This window comes from Nonomuraea sp. LP-02 (genome assembly GCF_036289125.1).
Classification (GTDB): Bacteria; Actinomycetota; Actinomycetes; order Streptosporangiales; family Streptosporangiaceae; genus Nonomuraea; species Nonomuraea bangladeshensis.
Window position 1 is genome coordinate 6,740,225 of record NZ_JAXCLK010000001.1, and the last position, 23,924, is coordinate 6,764,148.

Below are 23,924 nucleotides of genomic sequence, written 5' to 3' on the forward strand. Positions count from 1 at the left end.
GGCGCGGGGACTCGTTCCGAGCCGGGGTGGGGTGTGAGCGGCGCAGGTGGCCGGCTGCGTGTGGTGGCACCGGGGGAGGAGCTGAAGCTCACCCCCGGTGCTGCCAGGGTGTTGCTGCGGATCCTGCTCAAAGCCGCCGCCCGCGCGAAGCAGTCGCAGGCCGCGAGGAAGGGGCAGGAGAAGTGACGATCAGGTTCGGCTTCTACGGCCGGGTGTCGACGGAGGACAACCAGGACCCGGAGGCGTCCCGGGCTTGGCAGTTGCATCGGGCGCGGGCGTTGATCGAAAGCCGGGGAGGGGAGATCGCCGCCGAGTTCTTCGACGTCGACAAGTCCCGTTCGATTCCCTGGCAGCTCCGGCCGTACGCTGCGGCGCTGATCGAGGAGTTGAAGGATCCGCGGCGGGGCTTCGATGCGGTGGTGATCGGGGAGCCGCAGCGGGCCTTCTACGGCAACCAGTACAGCCTGACGTTCCCATTGTTCGAGCACTTCGGGGTACCGCTGTGGGTGCCCGAGGTCGGTGGGCCGATCGATCCGGCGAACGAGGCCCACGACATGATCATGGGTGTCTTCGGCGGGTTGTCGAAGGGCGAGCGGAACCGGATCAAGATCCGGGTACGGGCGGCGATGGCGGCAATCACGGCCACAGAGGGCAGGTTCTTGGGCGGGCGTCCGCCGTACGGGTACACGCTCCAGGACGCCGGTCCGCACCCGAACCCCGGCAAGGCCGCTGACGGCCGGAGACTGCGGCGGCTGGCGGCTGATCCGGTCACCTCGCGGGTGGTGCGGTGGATTTACAGCGAGTTCCTCAAAGGGCGCGGCTATCTGGACATCGCCGAGGACCTGACGCTGCAGGGCGTCTTGTCGCCGTCGGCCAGCGACCCGGACAGGAACAAGCACAGGGACCAGCGGGCCTGGTCGAAGTACGCCGTCCGGGTGATCCTCACCAACCCGCGCTACACCGGCCACCAGGTGTGGAACAAGCAGCGCAAGGACGAAGTCCTGTTGGACGTCGAGAACGTCGCTCTGGGGACGACGACCAAGCAGCGCTGGAACGCCAAGGATCAGTGGATCTGGTCGGAGCACCCCGTGCATGACGCGATCGTGAGCGTCGAGGTGTACCAGCGCGTCCAGGAGATCCTTGCCAAGCGGGCGCGCGGCCAGTTCAGCCACCGTCCGCATCCGACTCGTCGGCCGTACGCCTTCCGCGGAGTGCTCTTCTGCGGGTACTGCGAGCGTCGGATGCAGGGCAGCTGGAACAACCGGCAGGCGTACTATCGGTGCCGCTTCCCAGCTCAGTACGCCATCACCAACCAGCTGGACCATCCGAAGGTCGTATACCTGCGGGAGGCGGAGATCCTGGATGAGGTGGATGGCTGGCTGGGCACCGCGTTCGGGCCGGACAGGCTGGAACACGTGATCGCGGCGATGGCCGAGCAGGCGATTGATCCGAACGAGGCCGTGTTGATCGATCTGCGTAAGCGGCTGGCGAAGTGTGACCGAAAGCTCAATCAGTACCGTTCCGCGCTCGACGCGGGAGGTGACCCGATCGAGATCTCCTCGTGGATCAACGAGACCAAGAGCGAGCGTGCTCGACTGGAGGGGGAGCTGAAGGCGGTTCCGGCCGCGCAGCGCATCACCGTCACGGAGATCAGATCGATGATCGAGGAGGTCGGCGACCTGGTGCGGCTCGTCGGGGAGGCTGACGCAGACGACAAGGCCGGCCTCTACACGCAGCTCGGGCTGAAGCTCACGTACTACCCAGAAAAGCAGTATGTGGAGGCCCGGATTGCTCCGGAACCCCCACATGTGCGATCGGTGTGTGTCCGAGGGGGGACTTGAACCCCCATGCCCATCACTGGGCACTAGCACCTCAAGCTAGCGCGTCTGCCTATTCCGCCACCCGGACTTGGTGCCTGCACGTGGGACCGTCATCCCGCGTCGGCTCCGTAAGGTTAGCAAACTCTGAGGGGTGCGTCATACCAAGTATCGGGCCAGCCTTTCGAGACCCTCCGGATGGGGCTCCGGATGGGGTGGGCTGGAACTCCTGATGGGGGTCTCGTGACGCAGGGGCGGCGGGAATCGGGGGGTTGGTCGCAGTACGTCCGCGAGGGGCTTGGCCAATTCCTGGGTTCCCTGGGAAAAGTGCTTGCGGCGACTTTGCGTGCTGCTACGGTTACGGATCGTTGAGGGGTGAGTCCACGACCGGCCTCACGATCCAAGTGGGGCCGGTTCTGGAGTTCGGGAGGTCTTGTGGCAGGCACGGCGGCAGAGCGGTCGAGGGAGATGTCCCTCGCTGCGTGCCGTGCGCGCATGTCAGCCTCCCCGGGACAGAACGCGAACGTCGACCGGAATCACCGGATGGCGCGGTTCGCGGCCGGTGCCCGTCGGCTCGTCGTGCGAGCGGCCTCGATCGGCGGCCTGGTGGCCGCCGGCTGGCTGCTCGCTGTTCTGTTCGGCATGCTCACCGCCGCTCCGGCTGCCGCGGACTCCGCCGCGGCGACAGGGGCGAAGGCGGCGACAGGGACCTCCGCCGTGGCGGAGGCCGAGGCCGGCTCCACCCAGTTCCCCGCCCTCGTGGGCTCCGGCGGCTTCACGGCGTCCGACAACGCCGAGGCCATGGCCGGGCGCACCGTGGCCGGGCTCAACAGCCAGCAGGATCCTGGTCTGCCCTCACCGTCCACCGCCGGTTCGATCCTCGACGGCACCAACGGCTTGGTGCCCAACGGCGGTGGCAGCGGCCCTTACGGGCCCGTTGCCGGGGATGTCGCGCGGTCGCCTCTCGACCCGCGGCCGCAGGCGCGGCGCGTTCCCATCGCGTACGTGCTGCCCCCCGTCGTCCGCACAGCGGCGGACGACCCTTCCTTCTCCCCTGACTGATCCCCGCCCGGACCCCGGCCGACTCAGAGGCGCGATTGCGCCCGGCCGGTCCTGTCCGACACCGATGACCGGTACGTCACGGCGGAGCGTGGTCTGATCCCCTCCGCTGGCGGGTGACACGTCAGTTCTCCCGATTCGCGAATCCCGAGGTCCCGCTGTGCGTGACCTTCGTCGCCACGGCCTCGGGACGCCCGCGATCCGTTCAGGTATCCCCCCAGAACCACTAGGAGCATTCATCATGCGTACGTGGGCCAAGGCAACGACCCCTGCCGCCCTTCTGGCCGTGGCGGTCATGTCGTTCGCCGGCAGCGGCACCGCGGTCGCCGACACCTCCGGCGACGCCTCCGTGCTCGGCGGCAACCAGGTCGACCTGCCCATCACCCTGCCGATCGACATCAGCGGCAACTCGGTCGCGGCGATCGGCGCCGCCGAGGCGGCCTCGCAGGGCGGCGCGACCGCCGTCACCGGCCGCGGGAACGGCATCCCCAACCGCACTTCCGGCAACGCCTCGGTGGGCGGCGGCAACCAGATCAACGTGCCGATCACCGCCCCGATCAACGCCTGCGGCAACGCGGTCTCGCTGATCGGCGTGTCCGACGCCGGCTGCAAGGGCGGCGCGACCGCCCGTACGCAGGGCCGTGGCGGCGCGGGCGGCAACCGCACCTCCGGCAACGCCTCCGTGCTCGGCGGCAACCAGATCAACGCGCCCATCTCCGCCCCGCTCAACGTCTGCGGCAACGCGATCGCGATCTTCGGCGCCGCCACGGCGGGCTGCAAGGGCGGGGCCGAGGTGCACAACAACGGCCGCGGCGCGGGCGGCAACCGTACCTCCGGCAACGCCTCCGTTCTCGGCGGCAACCAGGTCGTCGCGCCGATCACCGTTCCGATCAACGTCTGCGGCAACGCGGTCGCCGCGGTCGGCCGGGCGTTCGCCGGCTGCCGGGGCGGCTCCTCGGTGCACAACGGCGGCGGCGGGGGTGGGGGCTCGGCCTACCAGACCTCCGGTCACGTGCCCGCACCCGGTTCGTCCGGCAACGACACCGACGGGCGGTTCGGCGTCGGCAGTGGCAACCAGGTGATCGCGCCGATCACCGCGCCGATCGACGCCTGCGGCAACGCCGTCGGCAACGCGGCCGCGGGCTGCGTCGGCGGGACGACGGTCCGCGGGGGCGGCAGCGGCGCGGGCGGCAACCGTACCTCCGGGCGGGCCGGTGTGCTGGCCGGCAACCAGGTCGTGGCGCCCATCGCCGCGCCGGTCAACGTCTGCGGCAACGCGGTGGCGGTGGTCGGGCACGCGTTCGCCGCCTGCAAGGGCGGGGCGACGGTCCACAAGGGCGGTCGTGGCGCGGGCGGCAACCGTACGTCCGGGCAGGCGGGCGTCGGGTCGGGCAACCAGGTGGTCGCGCCGATCGCGGCTCCGGTCAACGTCTGCGGCAACGCGGCCGCGCTGCTCGGCGCGGCGGCGGCGGCGTGCAAGGGCGGCGCGAGCGTCGTTCCGCAGCAGCAGGGCGCGGGCGGCAACCGCACCTCCGGCCGGGCCGGTGTGCTGGCCGGCAACCAGGTCGTGGCGCCGATCGCGGCTCCGGTCAACGTCTGCGGCAACGCCGTCGCCGTGCTGGGCGACGCCGCGGCCGGCTGCCTCGGCGGCGCCCAGGTCGGTCGTGCGCCGTACCGGATGGCCGGGAGCTTCGACCGGTTCGGGCGGGCCACCGACAAGTTCAGGACGGCCAACGGCGCGCTGCCGGGGGTCCAGGGGGCTTCGGTCCCAGGTGGCACGGGCGGTCTGCCGCTACTGGACGGTCTGCAGGGCGTTCCCGCGCTGAGCGGGCTGGGCGGGCTGCAGGGCATCCCGGCTCTGGGTGCCCTTCAGGGGGCCGCCGGCGGCGCGGGCGGCCTGGCCGGTCCGGGCTCGCAGGCCGTGCCCAGCGCGCAGAAGGCGCAGGGCGGCGCGGTCGACGGGCTGAGCGTGGCGCAGCCGGTGCAGGAGCTCGCCTCGGGTCAGGTCGAGGGCCTGGCCTCCGGTCAGAGCGTCACCAAGCCGGTGCAGGACCTCGCGACCGGTGGCGGCGTCTCCGCTCTCGCGGGCGAGGTCCAGAAGGGCGCCGACGTCGCCGCCTCGCTCCCGGTGGTCGACGACGCCTCCCGTACGTTCGGCCTGCCGCAGCTCCCCGAGCTGCCCGGCCTGCCCGCCGAGGCGCAGACCCCGGCCATGCCGGTCGCGGTCACCCCTGCCAAGTCTGGCAAGCCGGCCAAGTCCGTGATGTCGGGCAACGGGGACCGTCGTGGCCGTGGCGCCGCCGGCGTTCCCGGCAGCGGCCGTGTCGCGACCAGCCCGGCCCGCCCGTCCTCGCCGCTGAGCCCCGCGACCGACCTGGTCGGCTCCACCCCGATCGGCGGCGCTGTGGGCTCCGTCACCCGTGGCCTGCCGGTCGGCGACATCGGACTGATGAGCGCCGCGCAGCCCGCCGGCGTCACCGGGATGAACTCCAGCTCGCTGCTGGCCCTGGCGCTCGGCGCCATGTTCGCTGCCTCGGCGACGATGTTCGCCACGGCTCGTCGGTTCCGGTTCGGCCGCAAGTAAGGAATCGAGTCAGGCCGTAAGTAACGCATTCGCAGGGATCTTCGGCAGGATGGCCCTCGCTCACGATCCGTGAGCGAATGGCAGAAGACGCTTTGCCCGTTCCGGGGGCGCGGCCCGGAGCGGGCAAAGCCATGCCCGCGTTCGGGCGGGCGTGGTCAGAGCGTGCTGCGTACTCGGATGATCTTGCGGCGGAGCCGTACGTGGCGGCTGCCGTCGGGGTGGACGCGGACGCGCGCGAGCTCCCACTGACCGTACTCTGCGTGTTCGGTCAGCAGCTGACGTGCTGCTTCGCGAGTGAGGTCGCGCGGAATGAAGATATCCATGTAGGAGTAGTCGAGCACAACGATTAGTCTCCAGGGTGAGTCAGGGCGCCATGCCGCTCGATGGGCCTTATTCTGCGTGCTTGCGGGTGGACCCGGAAGCTAGTGGGTAGCCCGGGGGAAGGAAATTTCCGCGAGTCGGGTTACCTTTCAGTCTGTGCCGACTCCCGGCAGGGGGATTTGCAAGCGAACAGTGAGGTAGGAAGCAGCGTGCCAGCCAACAACGGCAGCACCGGCGGAACACGCCTGGTGATCGTCGAGTCGCCCGCCAAGGCGAAGACGATCAAGGAATACCTCGGTGCCGGCTACATGGTCGAGTCCAGCATCGGGCACATCCGCGATCTGCCGGAGAAGGCCGATGACATCCCCGAGAAGTTCAAAGGCGCGCCGTGGGCGCGGCTGGGGGTGAACGTCGAGCACGACTTCGAGCCTCTCTACGTAGTCAATCCTGACAAAAAGGCGCAGGTCAACAAGCTACGTCAGCTTCTGAAGGACGCCGACGAGCTCTACCTCGCCACTGACGAGGACCGCGAGGGCGAGGCCATCGCCTGGCACCTGCGCGAGGTGCTGAAGCCCAAGGTCCCCGTGCACCGCATGGTCTTCCACGAGATCACCCCGCAGGCCATCCGCGACGCCGTCTCCAACCCCCGCGACCTCAACCTGCGCCTCGTCGACGCCCAGGAGACCCGCCGCATCCTCGACCGGCTCTACGGCTACGAGGTCAGCCCCGTGCTGTGGAAGAAGGTCAAGCCCCGGCTGTCCGCCGGCCGGGTGCAGTCGGTCGCGACGCGGCTGGTGGTCGAGCGCGAGCGCGAGCGCATGGCGTTCACCTCCGCCCACTACTGGGACCTGCAGGCGCTGTTCGACACCGGCAAGGCCGAGGAGCGGCCGCGTGACTTCACCGCCACGCTGACCGGCGTTGACGGCCGGCGGGTGGCGCAGGGCCGCGACTTCGCCAGCACCGGGCAGCTCAAGACGGCCGACGTGCTGCACCTGTCGGAGCAGGCCGCGGGCGAGCTGGCCGGGCGGCTGCGCGGGTCGTCGTTCGCGGTCAGGTCCGTCGAGCGCAAGCCGTACACCCGCAAGCCGTACGCGCCGTTCCGGACCACCACGCTGCAGCAGGAGGCCAGCAGGAAGCTGGGCTTCTCCGCCAAGTACACCATGCAGGTGGCGCAGCGGCTCTACGAGAACGGCTTCATCACCTACATGCGTACCGACAGCATCACGCTGTCGGAGACGGCGGTCGCGGCGGCACGCGCGCAGGCCATCCGCCTGTACGGGGCCCAGTACGTCCCGGACAAGCCGCGCGTCTACAGCAGCAAGGTCAAGAACGCGCAGGAGGCCCACGAGGCCATCCGCCCGTCGGGCGAGGAGTTCCGCACGCCCGGCGAGACCGGGCTGGTTGGCGACATGTTCCGCCTGTACGAGCTGATCTGGCAGCGTACGGTCTCGTCGCAGATGAAGGACGCGGTCGGCGAGTCGATCAGCGTCAAGGTGGGCGGCAGGTCGTCGAGCGGCGAGGACGTCGAGTTCAGCGCCTCCGGCCGGACGATCACCTTCTACGGCTTCCTCAAGGCGTACGTCGAGGGCCACGACGACCCGTCGAGCGACCGCGACGACGCCGAGAAGCGCCTGCCCAACCTGGCCGAGGGCGACGCGGTCAGCGTCAGCAGGCTCGACGTGGCCGGCCACTCGACCAAGCCGCCGGCCCGCTACACCGAGGCGTCGCTGGTCAAGGAGTTGGAGGACCGCGAGATCGGGCGGCCGTCGACGTACGCGTCGATCATCGGCACCATCCTCGACCGCGGTTACGTGTTCAAGAAGGGGACGGCGCTGGTGCCGTCGTTCCTGGCGTTCGCCGTGGTCAACCTGCTGGAGCAGCATTTCGGCAACCTCGTCGACTACGACTTCACCGCCGAGATGGAGAAGGTCCTCGACGACATCGCCAACGACCGGGCCGAGCGGGTGCCGGAGCTGCAGCGCTTCTACTACGGGGCCGACGGCGACGAGGGACTGAAGGAGATGGTCTCCGACCTCGGCGAGATCGACGCCAAGGAGATCAGCTCCTTCCCGATCAAGGGCACGGACATCGTGCTGCGGGTCGGCCGCTACGGCCCCTACCTCGACCGGGACGGCGCGCGGGTCAACGTCCCCGAGGACATGACGCCCGACGAGCTGACCGCAGAGAAGGCCGAGGAGCTGTTCTCGCGGCCCACGGGCGACCGCGAGCTGGGACGCGACCCGGTGACCGGGCACGTCATCGTGGCCAAGGACGGGCGCTACGGGCCTTATGTGACCGAGGTCCTGCCCGAGCCGGCCGAGGACGAGGCGCCGAAGAGGCGTACGAAGAAGGCCGACGCCCCGAAGCCGCGGACGAGCTCGCTGTTCAAGACCATGTCGCTGGACACCATCACGCTCGACGACGCGCTCAGGCTGCTGTCCATCCCCCGGGTGGTCGGCGAGCTGGAGGGCGAGGAGGTCGTGGCGCACAACGGCAAGTTCGGGCCCTACCTGAAGAAGGGCGCCGACTCGCGTTCGCTCACGGCCGAGGAAGACCTGCTCACCGTCACGATCGACCAGGCCAAGGAGCTGTTCGCGCAGCCCAAGCAGCGCGGGCGGCGGGCCGCGGCGGCGGCGCCGCTGCGCGAGCTGGGCGACGACCCCGCCTCGAAGAAGCCGGTGGTGGTCAAGGAGGGGCGGTTCGGGCCGTACGTGACCGACGGCGAGACCAACGCCTCCCTGCGCAAGGGCGACACGGTCGAGGACATCACGATCGAGCGGGCCGCGGAGCTGCTGGCCGAGCGGCGTGAGCGGGCGCCCGCGCCGAAGAAGACCACGCGGAAGGCGCCGGCGAAGAAGACCTCGACGACGAAGACTGCGACCACGAAGACTGCGACCACGAAGTCGACTACTACGAAGGCCGCGGCGGCGAAGAAGGCGCCGGCGGCGGCGAAGAAGTCGGCCTCCAAATCGTAAGTAGCATCACCTATGTGATTGTCCTGGTCTTCGTCGGTCTGATCCTGCTGGCGCACTATTACCTGTGGCACCGGCTGGTGCGTTCGACAACGGCTCCCGGGCGGCTGCGCAAGGCGCTGACCTGGGGTGTCGTGGCGCTGATGCTGCTGGTCGTGGCGACGTTCGTCGGGACGCGGGCGGACTTCGGGACCTGGCTGGCCTGGCCGGGCTATCTGTGGCTGGCCCTGCTGTTCTATCTGTTCGTGTTCCTCGCGGTGCTGGAGATCCCGCGGGCGGTGGCGGCGGTGTGGCTGCGCCGGGCCGAGCGGCGGCGCGCGCCGGTGCCTGAGCCGGTCGCGGTGCTCGCGGGCACGCCGGTGCCGGACGACGTGGCGGCCGGGCTCCCCGACGTGGCCCCTGACCCTGGGGAGGCGCCGCCCGCCGCCTTGAGCAGGCGCCTGTTCCTGGGGCGGGCCACCGCCGCCGTCGCCGGGGTGGGCGCGGTGGCGACGGTGGGGTACGGCGTGTCGAGCGCCCTCGGCGACCCCGTCATCGAGCCGGTGCGGGTCACGCTGCCGAAGCTGGACCCGCGGCTGAGCGGGCTGCGCTTCGCCGTGGTGAGCGACATCCACCTCGGGCCGCTCACCGGCCGGTCCCACACCGAGCGCATCGTCCGCATGATCAACGGGCTGGAGGCCGACGTCGTCGCGATCGTCGGCGACCTGGTGGACGGCTCGGTCGCCCGGCTCGGCCCGCTGGCCCGTCCGCTGAAGGACCTGGAGTCGAGGTACGGGGCCTATTTCGTGACTGGCAACCACGAGTATTTCTCCCCCGGCGGCTACATCGAGTGGCTGGACGAGCTCGGCGAGCTGGGCGTGCGCCCGCTGCGCAACGAGCGGGTGGAGATCGCTCACCAGGGGGCGGTGCTCGACCTCGCGGGGGTCAACGACCTCGGCGGCGCCGCGCAGGGCGACGGCCCCGACTTCGCCAAGGCCCTCGGCGGCCGGACCTCAGGCAGGTCGACCGTGCTGCTGGCCCATCAGCCCGTGCAGGTCTCCGAGGCCGCCAGGCACGGCGTGGACCTGCAGTTGTCCGGGCACACGCACGGCGGGCAGATCATGCCGTTCAACCTGGTGGTGGGCCTGCAGCAGCCGGTGGTGTCGGGCCTGGCCACGGTGGACGGGGTGCAGGTCTACACGACCAGGGGCGCGGGCTTCTGGGGGCCGCCGGTGCGCGTCGGCGCGCCGCCGGAGATCACGATCCTGGAGCTTCGCTCCTGACGTAAGGTAATCGAGTGGTCACGAGAGGCCATCATGCCGTAGTATCCGTCCGGATACAAGAAGCGAGGTGAGCATGGTGTCCTCGGCGATGGAGGCGGCGCTGGCCGCCGGTGTCGCGGCCTGGGCCGAGCGCGGCGGGCTGCTGTTCCGGCAGGCCAGGCAGGCGGCGAGCATGAACCAGTCGGCGCTGGCCGGCCTGAGCGGCACGTCCAGGACCACGTTGTCGGCCTACGAGCACGGCAGGAAGTCGCCGACGCTAGAGACCGCGGGCCGCATCCTCGACGCGGCGGGGTTCCGGCTGGTGCTGGAGCCGAAGGTGGAGTTCGCCGCGCGGGAGACGGGCGACGGGCGCAGCTTCCACGTGCCCAGCAGGCTGGGGCGGCTGCCGGTCGCGGCGGCGCTCGGCGTGGCCCGGCTGCGGGGGCGCGACTACGACCTGGCCGACCGGGGGGAGCGGCGGGCGGCATACGCGCTGCTGCTGCGCGAGGGCACCGCGCAGGAGGTGCGTGACCACGTCGACGGCGTGCTGCTGGCCGAGCTGTGGAACGAATTGGATCTACCACCCGATATCCACGCGGAGTGGTTGCCAGTGGTGGAAGAAGCTCGACATGGGGCCGGAGTCGTCCAGTGACGTCGTTGTCGCAGACCTGTTCGCGATGGGTGACCTGCGCGCCGGTGCGCGGGCGTAATACTCTCGGCAAGCCCCCGGGTGCGGCCGGCCCGTTGCTTGTCCACCCGCCCCTGGCTCACACCTGGATACGCTGAGAAGATGACTGCCCCTGGCCGACGCCCCCGCGCTCACGTGCTGGCCAACGTGCCGTTCCGACGGCTCTGGACGGCCATGTCGGTGTGCAGTCTGGGTGACTGGCTCAACATCCTCGCGCTGACCGCCCTGGCCGCCAACCTCACCCGCGGCTCCGACTACCGCGTGCAGTCGCTGGCCGTCGGCGGCGTCTTCGTCGCCAAGATGCTGCCGGCCGTGCTGCTCGGGCCGCTGGCGGGCGTGTTCGCCGACCGGTTCGACCGGCGGCTGACCATGGTCGCGGCCGACCTCGCCCGCTTCGCTGTGGTGCTGTCGATCCCGCTGGTCGGCAGCTACCAGTGGATCATCATCGCGGCCGTCCTCGTCGAGTGCGTCAACCTCTTCTGGGTGCCGGCCAAGGACGCCACCGTGCCCAACCTGGTGCCGAAGGCGGAGCTGGAGGCGGCCAACCGGCTCAACCTGCTGGTCACCTACGGCACCGCGCCGGTCGCGGCCATGCTGTTCGCGGCGCTGTCGGTGGCGGGCGACCTGATCGCCGGGCTCGCGCCCGCCCTGACCGGGCCCTACCTCGCGCTGCTCGTCAACGCCGGCGCCTACCTGGTGTCGGCGGCCCTGATCTTCACGCTGCGCGACATCCCCAAGCGCGACAGCGGGGTCTCCACGCCCTCCATCCTCAAGCAGATCGTCGAGGGCTGGCGCTTCGTCGGCCGCGACCGGCTGGTCCGCGGGCTGATCATCGGCATGCTGGGGGCGTTCGCCGCCGGCGGGGCCGTGGTGGGCGTGGCCAAGATCTACGTCGGCACGCTCGGCGGCGGCGACGCGGCCTACGGCGTGGTGTTCGCGGCGGTCTTCTTCGGCATGGCGCTCGGCATGTTCTTCGGGCTGCGGCTGCTGCGCGAGCTGTCGCGGCGGCGGCTGTTCGGGCTCGCCATCACGGTCGCCGGGCTGGTGCTGGTGGCGATCGCGCTGGTGCACAACCTCGTCATCGTGGTCATGCTGACCGTGCTGCTCGGCGGGTGCGCGGGCATCGCCTGGATCATCGGCTACACGCTCATCGGGCTGGAGGTCGAGGACGGGCTGCGCGGCAGGACGTTCTCGTTCCTGCAGTCCACGGCGCGGGTGACGCTGCTGCTCGTGGTGGCCGTGGCGAGCCCGCTCGCGGCACTGTTCGGCGAGTACAACCTGGCGTTCGGCGCGATCGCCTACCGCTTCGACGGCACCAACCTCGTGCTGGTGATCGGCGGCGCGCTCGCCATGACCGTCGGCCTGCTCGCGCTGCGCCACATGGACGACCGCAAGGGCGTCCCGCTGGCGGCCGACCTCATCGCCGCCGTGCGGGGCGACCGGTTCCCGTCCGAGGGGTCCGAGCACGTGCCGGGGCTCTTCGTGGCCTTCGAAGGCGGCGAGGGCTCGGGCAAGACCACGCAGTCCCGTACGATCGCGATCTGGCTGCGCGACCAGGGCTACGACGTCGTGCAGACGCGCGAGCCCGGCTCCACCAAGGTCGGCATGCGGCTGCGCGCCATCCTGCTCGACGCGGCCGAGAAGGGGCTGTCGGCACGGGCGGAGGCGCTGCTCTACGCCGCCGACCGGGCCGAGCACGTGGAGAAGGTGATCCGCCCGGCGCTGCACCGGGGCTCGCTGGTGATCACCGATCGCTACGTCGACTCGTCGCTGGCCTACCAGGGAGCGGGCCGCGCGCTCGCGCCCGACGACGTCTCCAAGATCAACGCCTGGGCCACCGGCGGCCTGGTGCCGCACCTGACCGTGCTCATCGACACCCCGCCCGAGGTGGGGCTGACCCGGCTGGGCGGCGCGGTCGACCGCATCGAGGCCGAGCCGCTGGAGTTCCACGAGCGGGTGCGCAAGGAGTTCCGCGCGCTGGCCGCCGCCGCGCCCGAGCGCTACCTCGTGGTCGACGGCACGCAGCCGATGGACGAGATCACCCGTCAGATCCAGGACCGCATCCACGAGCTCCTGCCCGACCCGGTGCCCCGGGAGTCCGAGGACATCACCGGCACGATGCCCGCCATCCGCGACTAACCTTGCCTCGTGACCGTCTTCGATGACCTCGTAGGCCAGGACCAGGCCGTCGCGGTGCTGTCGCGCGCCGCGGCGGCGGCCGGGGAGGTCGTCGCGGGCGGGCGCGGCGCGGGCATGACGCACGCCTGGCTGTTCACCGGCCCGCCCGGCGCCGGCCGCGAGGACGCCGCCCGCGCCTTCGCCGCCGCGCTGCTCTGCCCCGACGCCGGCTGCGGCCACTGCGACCAGTGCCACCAGGTGCTCATCGGCTCCCATCCCGACCTGGAGGCCGTACGCCCCGAAGGGCTGTCCTACAGCGTCAAGCAGACCCGCGAGCTCATCCTGCGCGCGGCCGGGGCGCCGACGCAGGGCCGGTGGCGGGTCATCCTGTTCGAGGACGCCGACCGGGCCACGGAGTCGGCCGCGAACGCGCTGCTCAAGGCCATCGAGGAGCCGCCGCCCCGTACGGTGTGGCTGCTCTGCTCGCCGGCCCCCGACGACCTGATGATCACCATCCGGTCCCGCTGCCGCCTGGTCACGCTCACGACGCCCGGCACGGAGGCGGTCGCCCGGGTGCTCGCCGCCCGCGACGGGGTGCCGTGGGAGACGGCCGCGTTCGCCGCCCGCGCCGCTCAGGGGCACATCAGCCGGGCGCGGGCGCTCGCGCTGGACGACGCCACCCGGCAGCGCCGTGAGGCCGTGCTGGGCATCCCACGCTCGCTCACGGGGGTGGGGGAGTGCGTCTCGGCGGCCGAGCGCCTGGTGAAGACCGCCGAGGAGGAGGCCGCCGCCGCGACGGCCGCGCTCAACGACAACGAGACCACCGAGCTGCGCAGGATCTACGGCGAGGGCTCCACGGGCAAGGGGCTCAACCGCGGCCTGGTGCGGGGCGGCGCCGGCGCGCTGAAGGAGCTGGAGGACCGGCAGAAGTCGCGGGCGACCCGGATCAAGCGCGACTCGCTGGACGCCGCGCTGCTGGAGCTGGTGTCGTTCTACCGCGACGTGCTCGCCGTGCAGTTCGGAGCGGGCGTCGAGCTGGCCAACGACGACCTGCGCTTCGATCTCGACCAGCTCGCGAAGAAGTCCACGCCCGAGGAGACATTGCGCCGGATCGATGCGATCATGCAATGCCGTGAGCGGCTGGCGGCGAACGTCAACCCGCAGATCGCGGTCGAGGCGATGATGCTGGCGCTGCGCTGATCGCGTACATCCTTGTGGAGGGCTCAAAGCTCATGCGTGCGGTGTTACGAGGGGTGCTGGGTGTCGCTCTGGTGGCATCGGCGGTTGTCGCGGTGAGCTCACCGGCCTCCGCCGTCGGCGACGCCGAGTGGGAGATCCGCGTCTTCATGTGCTCCTCCCCGTCTTTGCTCGGCTGCGGCAAGCGCACGGCCACGGGCGCGCAGAAGCGGGCGGTTCGCAAGCTTCTGGAGGGTCTGCCGGAGGTGGAGGAGGTGCGCTTCGTCGACCAGGCCGGCATGTACGCGAGCTTCCGGCGCGACTTCGCCGGTAACCGCCCTCTGCTGCGGCGGACCATGGAGAAGGACCTTCCCGACGCTTTCGTCCTGCGTGTGAAGGAAGGCGCCGATAGGGAAGGCTTGGTCCGGACCGTCAGCGCCAGGCCCGGCGTGGCCTGGGTCAGCGACGCGGCCGAGGGGCAGCGGGACCACTTGTCCTGGACGAGCGACTGGGACGGGAGCGTCTCCCTGTGTGCCGCGGGCTCGGCCCTGAAACCGTGCGTCAAGGGCCGGGGCAAGGCGAACAAGAAGGCGGCGACGGCCCGGGAGCGGGCGGCGGTCGGGGCGGCGCTCGCGAAGGATCCCGCGGTCCTGTCGTACGTGTTCGAGGATCAGCGCACAGCGTACGAGAACTTCAAGGACGACTTCGCCGACAACGACGCCCTGCTTTCCGCCACCAGGGTGACGGACATGCCGGAGTCGTACCGGTTGACTCTGCGGCCCGACGCTGACTGGAACACCGTGACCAACCGGATGGCGCGGATGTCGGGGGTCAGTTGGACGTCCAACGCCAGATGCTTCGAGACGGTCGCCAAACTGGTGGGGGAGTACGGCCTCATGACCTACGCCTCTTTCGCTCGGGACAGTTCTCGCGACGCCTGCGCGTCCGGAACGGGCTGACCGCCCGAGCAGCAGACGGGCTCGCCGGGCGTCTCTGATACGTGGAAGTCGAACTACTCACCCAACAAGAGGCCCTGGCGCGGCAGCGGGTCGACGTGGCGTCGATCTTCGCCGAGCACCACGTGGGCCTCGTCCGGCTGGCCCTCATCATGGTGGGCGACCGGGCGACCGCCGAGGACGTCGTCCAGGAGGCGTTCACCCGCACCCACGCCGGCCGGGGGCGGCTGCGCGACGCCGACAAGGCGCTGGCGTACGTCCGGTCGGCGGTGCTCAACGGGTGCCGGTCGGTGCTGCGGCGGCGGGCGACCGTGTTCCGGCGGGCGTTACCGTACGAGCCGCCGGTCTGGTCGGCGGAGAGCGCCGCGCTGCTGGGTGAGGAGCGCCGCGAGGTGCTGCTCGCCCTGCGCGAGCTCCCCCGCAGGCAGCGCGAGGCGCTGACCCTGCGCTACTACTTCGACCTCGCCGACCAGGAGATCGCCGAGACCATGGGGGTCGGCGCGAGCACGGTGAGGTCCACGATCGCGCGGGGGCTGGCCGCCCTCGCCAGGGCACTCGGGGAGGACGCATGAACAGCCCGGTGGAAGAGCGACTGCGCGCGGCCCTGGCGGAGGCGGGCGCGAGCATCGATCCCGACACGCTCCGGCCCCTGCCCGCGCCCGCCCGGCGGCGTACGTGGATGGATGCCCGGCTGCTGGTGGTGGGCGCTGCCGTGACGGCCGGCGTCGCGGCCACGGCCGTGGGGCTGACCCTGGGACCGGGAGACGACCAGATCGCGGTCGCCGAACCGGCGCGGATCGAGCCCGGCAAGGCCGACATGACCGTCATCATGTGCTCGACCAGCGCTCTCGTGGTCAAGGAGCCTCGGTGCGGAGGGCGCGACGCCACCGCCCAGGAGGTGTCCGCGGCCGAGCGGGCGGTGCGAGGGCTGCCGCAGGTCGAGGCGGCGTACACCGTGGATCAGCAGCACGCCTACGACGACTTCCGGGTCGATTTCGCCCTCAACCGGCCAATGCTGGACGCGGTCAAGGTAGCCGATCTGCCGGTGTCGATCCGGCTGACAGTCAAGAAGGGGGCGGACCGCCGCGAGGTGGAGAAATCCCTCCGCGCGCTGCCCGGGATCGGAGGGGTCGCCGACAACACCGCCACCGAGGCGGCGCTGGAGTCGCGTTCGGAGATGCGGGTCAACGTGTTCCTGTGCGGCAAGGGGTCGTCGCTGCCGTCCTGCGGCGCGGAGCGCAAGCCGGACGAGTCCATGGTCGTCAAGGAGGGCAAGGCGGCGACGAGCGCCCAGAAGAACGCCCTCACGAGGCTGATCGACGGCATGCCCGAGGTGCAGTCGCACACGTTCGAGGACCAACAGGCGGCGTACGACAACTTCAGGCGCGAGTTCGCCTCGAACAAGGCTCTGCTGAACGCCACCAAGGTGTCGGACATGCCGGAATCGTTCAGAGTGCTCCTGAAGCAGGGGAGTGACTGGGCCACACCGGTCGCCACGCTGAGACGCCAGCCCGGCGTGGCCAGCGTCTTCTACGTCCCCTGCCAGCAGGACAGCATGCTCGCCCTCAGCCGTTACGGGGTGCGCCCGCCGGAGGACAAGGTGTGCTCGCCCGGCAGTTGATCACTCCCGCCCCCTGACTTTCGGCGCACCTGCCCACGTAGTGTGGGCAGGAAGGCCGGAACGACCTAGGCGTCAGGAGGCGAGCGCGAGCCCATGGGAATGATCATGGCCGTGAGCTTCACCCGCTACGGGAGGCTCTACTACCTCGACCCCGGCGGGCACAGCCCCAAGGTGGGCGACAAGGTGCTCGTACCTACCGATTCGGGCCCCGAGGTGGCGGAGTGCGTCTGGGCGCCCCAATACACCAGCGAGGACATCGACGGCCTGCCGGTCTGCGCCGGCCTGGCCGGCGAGGAGCACCTGACCCGCGACGAGACCAACAAGCGCCGCAGGGCCGAGGCGAGAAGCGTGTCGAAGCGCCTGATCAAGCGGCACACCCTGCCGATGAAGGTGGTCGGCATCGACTACCTCGACCAGGACAACATCTACACCGTCTACTTCTCGGCCCCGCACCGCGTGGACTTCCGCGCGCTGGTCCGCGATCTGGCCCGCAACCTGCGCGCCCGGGTCGAGCTCCGCCAGATCGGCCCCAGGGACGAGGCCCGCCTCCAGGGCGGCATCGGCCCCTGCGGCCGCGACCTGTGCTGCGCCACCTTCCTGAAGGACTTCGAGCCGGTCTCCGTCCGCATGGCGAAGGACCAGGACCTCCCGGTCAACCCGCTCCGCATCGCCGGCGCCTGCGGCCGCCTGATGTGCTGCCTCAAGTACGAGCACCCGCTCTACCAGGAGTTCCGCGCCTCAGCGCCACGCGTCGGGACGAACGTGGAAACTCCGGAGGGCGCCGGCACGGTGGTGGGCCACAACGTGCCGTCCGACTCCGTGGTGGTTCGGTTGGCGGACGGGGGGCGGCGGTGCTCCTGCTCGAAGGCCAGCGTCTGCTCGCCGCGCAAGCAGCACGACGCGATGTACGGGGACGGGCCCGCGTCCTCGTAGCGGACGCGCGTTCTGTCCCGAGGCGCGCGGTTGTGGGGGAGCGAGGAGTGTCCGGGCTCCTGTAGACTTTCCACGCTGCATGGCACCCGCCGCCTTAGCTCAGTCGGCCAGAGCACTTCACTCGTAATGAAGGGGTCTGGGGTTCGAATCCCCAAGGCGGCTCCCAGCTGAAAGGCCCTCTCGGATGATCCGGGAGGGCCTTTTCGATCTCCGTACAGCAGCCGCCTCTGGTACCCCCACTGGCCGCCTCGCGGCGGAGCGGTGTCAGAAGCTGTAAGGACCGAAGCGGCCCCAGGCGACGAAGGCGGCCAAGGCGAGCAGGACCAGGTTGAAGACGATGGCCGTGGGTTCCTTGCGCCGAGCATGGGTGAACGCGGCGAGGATCATCACCACGACCAGGCCGGTGGCGGCCAGGGGGGTGAGGATCGGAGCGATGCCGGTGAGGGCAGGCAGGATCAGCCCAAGAGCGGCGGCGAGTTCGGCGATGCCGATCACGCGGATCGTGGCGGGAGAGAAGTCTTCCACCCACGGCAGCTTGGGCTGGAGCTTGTCCTTGGGCTGTGTGGACTTCATGAGTCCGGCCATGCCGAACATGGCGGCCAGGAGAGCTTGCACGATCCAGAGGGCAGTGTTCATCAGGGCATTTCCTTGATCTTCTTGCGGGTGGGGGGTGATGGAGCCAGGTCAGCCGTTGTAGACGACTTCGGCATGGTCCTGGCGCTCGTGCAGATCCCAGTAGACGGGGGCGATCTGCTCGGGTGTGGCGCTGGGAATCCCGGCAGGACCGCCGTCACCGATCCAGACGTTGATCGCCACGTGGGCGGCGTACACGCCACTGCCGGTCAGTTCCTTGTTGAGGTTGACGACCCAGTTGCGCAGGGCTGCGCCGGGGGCGTTGACGTTGCCGAGCATCGGGATCGGGTCCACCGAGCCGCCGCCGGTGGTGAACAGCAGCGTGCCCTTCCCGGCCTCGCGCATCGCGGGCAGCACCGTGCGAGCGGCGGTCACGGCGCCGTAGAAGGCGTACTCGATCTGCGGTTGCAGGTTTTCCGGCGTTGCCTCCGACGGAGCGACCATGGTCAGGCCGGGCACCGGTGTGTGTGGGGCGGGGGAGTACTCCAGTACGTCGATGCTGCCGAAGCGATCCTTGACCGCTTCGAGGGCAGCGATCAGCGATGGCCGGTCGAGCACGTCGGCGGGGAACGCCTCGGCGGTGATGCCCTCGTGGCCGAGCTGGTCGGCCAGGGTGTGGAGTTTGTCCTTGGACCGGGAGATCAGGGCGACGTCGAAGCCGCGGCTGCCGAAGGTGCGGGCGATGGCCAGGCCCATGCCGGGGTCGGCGCCGACGACGGCGATGGTGGGCACGAGGGGGTCTCTTTCGTTGTGAGGTGACGGCGGAGCCAGGGATCAAGAGCAGGTGACGGCGAGCTTGCCGAGCGCTCCCGCGCTGAAGGCGGCGAACGCCTCCGGTGCCTGCTCGAGCGGGTAGGTGGCGGTGACCGGCACCCGCAGCGCACCCGAGGCGGCGTGGTCAGCCAGCGCGGACAGGGTCTGTGCGGTCGGGTCTGCCATGATCGGGTGAACGGTGACGTCGGTGCGCTCGACGGCATCGGGGGTCAGGCCGACGGTGGAGGCGATCCGGCCACCCTGCCGCAGCAGCCCGGCCAGCGCGACGCCATCACCCGCCAGGTGCAGCACCGCGTCCACGCCCTCCGGAGCCAGGGTGCGAACCTGAGCGTTCACATCGCCGCTGTAGTCGATCAGATGCGCCGAAGTGCCGGTCAGGCCGGTGACGAAGTCGGCTTCCGCGCCGGGGCGGGCGGTGGCGATCACGCGGGCGCCGCGCGCGGCTGCCAGTTGTACGGCCAGGGCCCCCACCCCTCCTGTGGCGCCTGAGATCAGCACGGTCTCGCCTGCGCCGACAGCAGCGGCGTCAAGGGCGGCCAGCGCCGCCGTACCGGCCAGGCCGAGCGCACCCGCGTCGTTGACGGCCAGGCCGTCGGGGATCGGGGCGATGCCGTAAGCGGCGGGTACGGTGACGTACTCGGCCAGCGACCCGGTGCCTAGGACCGGCTTCATGACCACGCCGAAGACCGGTTGACCGATCGCGAAGCCCTCCGCCCCCTCGCCCAGCGCCTCGACGGTGCCGGCGAAGTCCTTGCCGACCACCAGAGGGAACTGGTGCTCCATCATCCCTTGCAGGTAGCCGGCGCTGGTGGCGAGGTCGAATCCGTTGATCGAGGAGACGGCCACCTTCACCAGCACCTCTCCGGCTTCCGGTCGGGGAGCGTCGATCTCGCTCACGGCGGGGGTGGCGGGTACGGAGTCCAGGGTCACGGCACGCATGGGATCTGCCTCTCATAAAAGTGGAACGGGCTTCCCGTTTTCCGGCCTTCAGCGTAACAAGCGAATTGGGTAGGTTGTTCCACTTAGGTACAGTGGGGAAGCATGAGATCCGCCGCAGACCCGGAGAACTCCGCCGAACAGCAGTCTGATCAGGGGCTGCGCGCCGACGCCGAACGCAATCGCGATCGCATCCTGTGCGCTGCCCGTCGCCTCTACGCCGCCGAAGGGCTCGATGTCTCCATGGCATCCGTGGCCCGCGAAGCAGGTGTCGGCAAGGCAACCCTCTCGCGTCGCTTCCCCACCCGTGACGATCTCATCACCGCAGTGTTCACCGACCGCATGGACGCCTATGCCGGTGCTGTCGCCGTCGCGCTGGCCGACCCCGACCCGTGGCACGGCTTCGCCGCCTACATCCAGGCGGTGTGCGCCATGCAGGCAGCCGACCGCGGCTTCGCCACAGTGTTGACCATGTCGTTCCCTACCGCCAAAGCGCTGGAGAAGCGCCGCGCCGAGGCATACCACGGCTTTCTCGAACTCATCGCCCGAGCCAAAGCCACCGGTCACCTTCGCGAGGATTTCGCGGACCAGGACATGATCATCCTGCTGATGGCCAACGCCGGTGTGGTCGCCGCCACCGCCGATGCCGCTCCGAACGCCTGGCGCCGCTTGGTCGGCCACATGCTGCGTGCCTACTCCACGCCCGGCACCGAGTTGCCCCCACTGGAACCGCCACCCACACCCACCGCCCTGTACCGCGCCATGATCCGGCTCAACCGCTCAACTTCTGCCGGCGACGTGGGACGCCCGGTGAGCTGATCCTTCGTCTCGCCAGGCCAGGTGATCGGGCGACCGCCCGGTGCGTAACGAGGTCACCGTCTTCGGCCGGCTGGTCTCATCGGGGCGAAACCGAGAGCGGCGAGGGCGGTGGCGCCGCGCTCGGCGTGGACGCCGCCGGCGAGCACGAGGGTCCGCGCGAACTGGTAGCGGCAGCCGGCGGCCTCGAACGCGTCCGTCGTGGCGAGCAGCGCCTCCTGGTCGCCGTCGAGCAGGGCTCCGGCCCGTTCCACGATGGCAGCGGCGACCGGGTTGCCGGCCACGACGGTGCGGGCCTCGACCACGATGGCGCGGGCGTTGCGGCTTTCGGCGAGCACGGCGGTCTCGCTGCGCAGCGCGACATACCAGTGGTGCCAGATCCAGGTGATCCACTTCCACCTCTGCCGGGGCTCGGGGGCCATCCGCTCCAGCGCCTCCGATGCCTGCCCGTGGTGCAGCAGGAGCATCGCGTCGAAGACCGCCCCGTAGCCGTAAGTATGCTCCGGTGAGGTGCCGAGCCTGCCCAGGATCTCCTGCCATGCGCGTCTGGCGTCATGGTCGTCGCGCAGGCCGTGGATCATCGCCACACCGGCCGCCGCCGGGGCGAGGATGGACCGGGCGGGGCTGCCTGCCCGCTGCCACGCATCGAGGAACCGTACGCTGCCGGTGAGCATCTCGTCGACGTCGCCCGCCAGCGCGGCAACCATCAGCAGCCGGCACGTGGCGCGATGACCTACCTCCGTCAGCGATGGATGGTCGGCCAGTTGCCGTGCCCATCGGCGGGCACCTTGCACATCTCCCGCCCCGAGGCTGGCCTCGGCGACAATACCGAGCGCGTCGATCAGCTCGTGGGTGCCGGCCGGAGAGATCGGCAGGGACGACAGGAGCATGATCCGGCGCCGGGCCGTGGCCGCGGCGGCGAACGGGTCGCCGGCCCAGCTTTGAGCGCCGGTGAGCGCGTCGAGTGCGGCCGACTCGGCGAGCGGGTCGCCGGTCCGGCGGGCGAGTTCGACCGCGTGTTCGGCGCGTTCACGCGTCTCCGGTACGGCGTTGCCGGGCGGGCCCTGGACGGCGCCGAACGCGTCGGTGAGCACCGCGGCCTCGGCCAGTGCGACCGCCGCCTGCGCGGCCGGATCGTCGCCGGCCTGCTCCCGCGCCTCGGTGATCAGCTGGAGCGTCTCCTGCTGAGACGGGCGCCGTACGAACGTGGTCGAGAACCGGAACGCGATGGTGGCGGCGGTCCCCAGGTCGGCGGCGGGAGTGGCGCCGGACGCGCGGGCGGCGTCGGCGGCCGCGAGGCGCAGGCGGTACATGTCATCACCGGCTGTCCGGCACCCGGCTACGGCCGCGGCCTGCCGGAGCATCGACGCGGAGGCGGCCGGGTCGGTCGCGAGTGCGGCGGCCTGCTCATAGCGCCGCTGGGACTCGCCCGTCAGGTGACGGGTGAAGGTCAGCTCCGCCAGGCACCGGGCGAGTTCGAACGCGTCAACGCGCTGCTCCGGACGACTGGCCGCCCACGCGAGGGCGGCGCGGAGGTCGTCGGCCACCAGGTCGAACCGGGCCCGCCAGTCATGGCCCACCACTGCCAAGCCGGCCGCCTGCGCCAGGCACCAGCGAAGGTGCCGGGATCGAGCGTCGATCAGCTCACCGGCCTCGGACAGTCGCTCCATTCCGTACTGGCGGATGGTCTCCAGCGCCCGGTACTCGGTCCTGCCGAGGGACGTCGTCACCGTCAGCAGACTCTGTTCGGCGAGCCTGGCCAGGCCGTCAGCGACCAGACCCTCCTCGTCCTCGTCCCCGGTCACCTGCGCCGCCGCCGTGGCGGTGAAGGGCGCCACGAACACTGACACCCGGCGCAGCAGCGCCCGGTCGGCAGGCTCCAGCAAGGCGTGGCTCCAGTCCAGCGCCGCCCTTACCGAGCGGTGACGGTCATCGGCACGGGAGCCGCCGGTGAGCATCCGCAGAGGGTGGGACAGGGCGGTGGTGATGCCGTCGAACCCGAGCATGGGATAGCGGGCGGCGGCCAGCTCGATCGCCAGGGCCATTCCGTCCAGTCGCTCACAGATCGCGGCAACCTGGTCGCGCAACGGCGGATCCAGCGGCCAGCCGACCGCCGCCGCCCGGTCCATGAACAACGCGACCGCGTCCGACTCACCATCGACGGCCAGCGACAGCGGCGGAACCGGATAGACCCGTTCGAACGGCACCAGCAGCCGGGCCCGGCTGGTCGCCAGCACCGTCACCCGCGGGCACGTCGCCAGCAGCCGCTCGAGAAACAGCGTCACCCCGTCCGCCAGGTGCTCGCAGTTGTCCAGCACCAACAGCGCATGACGGTCGGCCAGCGCGGCGAGCACGGACTCGGTCATGTCGCGGCCGGGCTGCTCACCGAGGCCGAGCGCTCCCGCGACCGCGGTCGCGATCAGGCCCGGATCGGTGACCGGGACCAGGTCGACGAACCACACTCCGTCGGCGTACTCACCGCTCACCTCCGCGGCCACCGCCAACGCCAACCGGGTCTTGCCCACCCCGCCGGGACCGACCGCGGTCACCTGCCGGTGCCCCTTGGCCATCTCGGTGAGCTCGGCCCGCTCGCTCACCCGGCCGACGAACGAGGTCAGCGGGGTCGGCAGAACCGGTGCCGGACCGGCACCGCCCGGCGTGGGCGCCCGCCGGGCGAGCGCCCGCCGATCCGGCACCTCCAGCTTGCGCAGCAGCGAGGAAACATGGCTCTCCACGGTACGCACCGAGATGCACAGTCGTGCCGCGATCTCGGCATTGCTGAGATGGGCCCCGACCAGTTCCAGCACCTCGGCTTCCCGAGGCGAAATCTCCACTCCTGTCACCACCGCCCCAGTTTGCCGCAGTCCCTCCGCGGCCCATCCGTGCGGACGATTCGTGGTCACCACGGGTGCGCAGCGGCCAAGCCGGGCGAAAAGCTGAGCACACGCGATCAGCGGGTCGATGTGACCCACGACGATCTGGCCAAGGCCAAGACATGAACGGGCATGTCAGCGCCGAACTGCTCGGCGTCGAGAACATTGAGCGGCACCTACGAGGCGCGGAATGAGATTCACGCTCAACGGCGCATCCTGGTCACTACAAGCGTTGTTCGGCTTCTTCTTCGCTGGCAGCGGTTTCGGAAAAGTGCTGTTGTATGACGGCGCTTTGTACGCGGCAGCGCCCTGGGCTGTGGCCTGGTACGTTGCAGTGCCGCAACCTCTGATCGTCTTCATCGGGGTTTGTGAGGTGCTCGGCGGCGTCGGCCTGATCCTGTCGTCA

General features: G+C 70.6%; 19 protein-coding genes, 2 tRNA genes and 1 pseudogene. 16 read left to right on the plus strand and 6 right to left on the minus strand.

Features of this window, described 5'->3' with window-relative positions; all coding sequences use genetic code 11:
- Positions 1 to 33: 33 nt before the first annotated feature.
- Positions 34 to 186: a hypothetical protein gene (locus SMD20_RS31735; RefSeq protein ID WP_329588395.1), complete on the plus strand. Its 153-nt coding sequence runs from the start codon at positions 34 to 36 to the stop codon at positions 184 to 186.
- Positions 183 to 1,841, plus strand: a complete 1,659-nt coding sequence (locus SMD20_RS31740; RefSeq protein WP_329588396.1) for a recombinase family protein — start codon at positions 183 to 185, stop codon at positions 1,839 to 1,841. Before SMD20_RS31735 ends, SMD20_RS31740 begins: the two co-directional genes overlap by 4 nt.
- On the opposite strand, the gene SMD20_RS31745 is transcribed toward SMD20_RS31740, so the two are convergent.
- Positions 1,823 to 1,908, minus strand: a tRNA-Leu gene (locus tag SMD20_RS31745). The two genes, SMD20_RS31740 and SMD20_RS31745, sit on opposite strands and share 19 nt — an antisense overlap.
- A 452-nt stretch (positions 1,909 to 2,360) precedes the next feature.
- Between SMD20_RS31745 and SMD20_RS31750 the strand changes: the two genes are divergently transcribed.
- Together SMD20_RS31750 and SMD20_RS31755 are read left to right on the plus strand one after the other, a co-directional pair.
- A complete protein-coding gene (locus tag SMD20_RS31750; protein WP_329588398.1) occupies positions 2,361 to 2,879 on the plus strand; it encodes a hypothetical protein in 519 nt (172 codons plus the stop codon).
- Positions 2,880 to 3,117: 238 nt separating this feature from the next.
- On the plus strand, positions 3,118 to 5,460 hold the full coding sequence (locus tag SMD20_RS31755) for a chaplin family protein (protein ID WP_329588400.1): 2,343 nt from the start codon (positions 3,118 to 3,120) through the stop codon (positions 5,458 to 5,460).
- A gap of 155 nt (positions 5,461 to 5,615) precedes the next feature.
- Here the strand turns inward: SMD20_RS31755 and SMD20_RS31760 are convergent, their stop codons facing one another.
- Complete coding sequence (locus SMD20_RS31760) at positions 5,616 to 5,801, minus strand: DUF5703 family protein (protein ID WP_020540893.1); 186 nt, start codon at positions 5,799 to 5,801, stop codon at positions 5,616 to 5,618.
- 189 nt (positions 5,802 to 5,990) lie between these two features.
- Here SMD20_RS31760 and topA point away from each other — a divergent pair, with 189 nt between their 5' ends.
- The 10 genes from topA to SMD20_RS31810 all read left to right on the plus strand — a co-directional run bounded on the left by topA (position 5,991) and on the right by SMD20_RS31810 (position 17,648).
- Complete coding sequence (topA, locus tag SMD20_RS31765) at positions 5,991 to 8,756, plus strand: type I DNA topoisomerase (RefSeq protein WP_329588404.1); 2,766 nt, start codon at positions 5,991 to 5,993, stop codon at positions 8,754 to 8,756.
- Between the two features lie 14 nt (positions 8,757 to 8,770).
- A complete protein-coding gene (locus SMD20_RS31770; RefSeq protein ID WP_329588405.1) occupies positions 8,771 to 10,015 on the plus strand; it encodes a metallophosphoesterase in 1,245 nt (414 codons plus the stop codon).
- A 73-nt stretch (positions 10,016 to 10,088) separates the two neighbouring features.
- Complete coding sequence (locus tag SMD20_RS31775; RefSeq protein WP_329592738.1) at positions 10,089 to 10,646, plus strand: helix-turn-helix transcriptional regulator; 558 nt, start codon at positions 10,089 to 10,091, stop codon at positions 10,644 to 10,646.
- A 138-nt stretch (positions 10,647 to 10,784) separates the two neighbouring features.
- Positions 10,785 to 12,821 (plus strand): dTMP kinase, encoded by a 2,037-nt coding sequence (gene tmk, locus SMD20_RS31780; RefSeq protein WP_329588407.1) that lies wholly within the window; start codon positions 10,785 to 10,787, stop codon positions 12,819 to 12,821.
- 9 nt (positions 12,822 to 12,830) lie between these two features.
- A complete protein-coding gene (locus SMD20_RS31785; RefSeq protein WP_329588409.1) occupies positions 12,831 to 14,000 on the plus strand; it encodes a DNA polymerase III subunit delta' in 1,170 nt (389 codons plus the stop codon).
- A 32-nt stretch (positions 14,001 to 14,032) separates the two neighbouring features.
- Positions 14,033 to 14,935: a permease-like cell division protein FtsX gene (locus SMD20_RS31790; protein WP_329588411.1), complete on the plus strand. Its 903-nt coding sequence runs from the start codon at positions 14,033 to 14,035 to the stop codon at positions 14,933 to 14,935.
- A 41-nt stretch (positions 14,936 to 14,976) separates the two neighbouring features.
- Positions 14,977 to 15,504 carry a sigma-70 family RNA polymerase sigma factor gene (locus SMD20_RS31795; protein ID WP_329588413.1) on the plus strand — a complete coding sequence of 176 codons (528 nt, stop codon included), beginning with the start codon at positions 14,977 to 14,979 and terminating at the stop codon, positions 15,502 to 15,504.
- A complete protein-coding gene (locus tag SMD20_RS31800) occupies positions 15,501 to 16,553 on the plus strand; it encodes a permease-like cell division protein FtsX (protein WP_329588415.1) in 1,053 nt (350 codons plus the stop codon). Before SMD20_RS31795 ends, SMD20_RS31800 begins: the two co-directional genes overlap by 4 nt.
- A gap of 93 nt (positions 16,554 to 16,646) precedes the next feature.
- On the plus strand, positions 16,647 to 17,486 hold the full coding sequence (locus SMD20_RS31805; RefSeq protein WP_442942532.1) for a PSP1 domain-containing protein: 840 nt from the start codon (positions 16,647 to 16,649) through the stop codon (positions 17,484 to 17,486).
- 88 nt (positions 17,487 to 17,574) lie between these two features.
- Positions 17,575 to 17,648: transfer RNA gene (locus tag SMD20_RS31810), tRNA-Thr, on the plus strand.
- 102 nt (positions 17,649 to 17,750) lie between these two features.
- Here SMD20_RS31810 and SMD20_RS31815 read toward each other — a convergent pair.
- The 3 genes from SMD20_RS31815 to SMD20_RS31825 are packed head-to-tail and all read right to left on the minus strand — an operon-like array spanning position 17,751 to position 19,832.
- Positions 17,751 to 18,122 carry a DoxX family protein gene (locus SMD20_RS31815; protein ID WP_329588417.1) on the minus strand — a complete coding sequence of 124 codons (372 nt, stop codon included), beginning with the start codon at positions 18,120 to 18,122 and terminating at the stop codon, positions 17,751 to 17,753.
- Between the two features lie 48 nt (positions 18,123 to 18,170).
- On the minus strand, positions 18,171 to 18,851 hold the full coding sequence (locus tag SMD20_RS31820; protein WP_329588419.1) for an SDR family NAD(P)-dependent oxidoreductase: 681 nt from the start codon (positions 18,849 to 18,851) through the stop codon (positions 18,171 to 18,173).
- Positions 18,852 to 18,893: 42 nt separating this feature from the next.
- Positions 18,894 to 19,832 (minus strand): NADP-dependent oxidoreductase, encoded by a 939-nt coding sequence (locus SMD20_RS31825; RefSeq protein ID WP_329588421.1) that lies wholly within the window; start codon positions 19,830 to 19,832, stop codon positions 18,894 to 18,896.
- A 102-nt stretch (positions 19,833 to 19,934) separates the two neighbouring features.
- On the opposite strand from SMD20_RS31825, the gene SMD20_RS31830 reads away from it, so the two are divergent.
- A complete protein-coding gene (locus SMD20_RS31830) occupies positions 19,935 to 20,648 on the plus strand; it encodes a TetR/AcrR family transcriptional regulator (protein WP_329588423.1) in 714 nt (237 codons plus the stop codon).
- Positions 20,649 to 20,701: 53 nt separating this feature from the next.
- Here SMD20_RS31830 and SMD20_RS31835 read toward each other — a convergent pair whose 3' ends face one another.
- Positions 20,702 to 23,479, minus strand: coding sequence for an ATP-binding protein (locus tag SMD20_RS31835; RefSeq protein WP_329588425.1), 2,778 nt, complete (start codon positions 23,477 to 23,479; stop codon positions 20,702 to 20,704).
- Positions 23,480 to 23,708: 229 nt separating this feature from the next.
- On the opposite strand from SMD20_RS31835, the pseudogene SMD20_RS31840 reads away from it, so the two are divergent.
- Positions 23,709 to 23,888, plus strand: a pseudogene (locus SMD20_RS31840) (DoxX family protein); the annotation flags it as partial.
- Between the last annotated feature and the right edge of the window lie 36 nt (positions 23,889 to 23,924).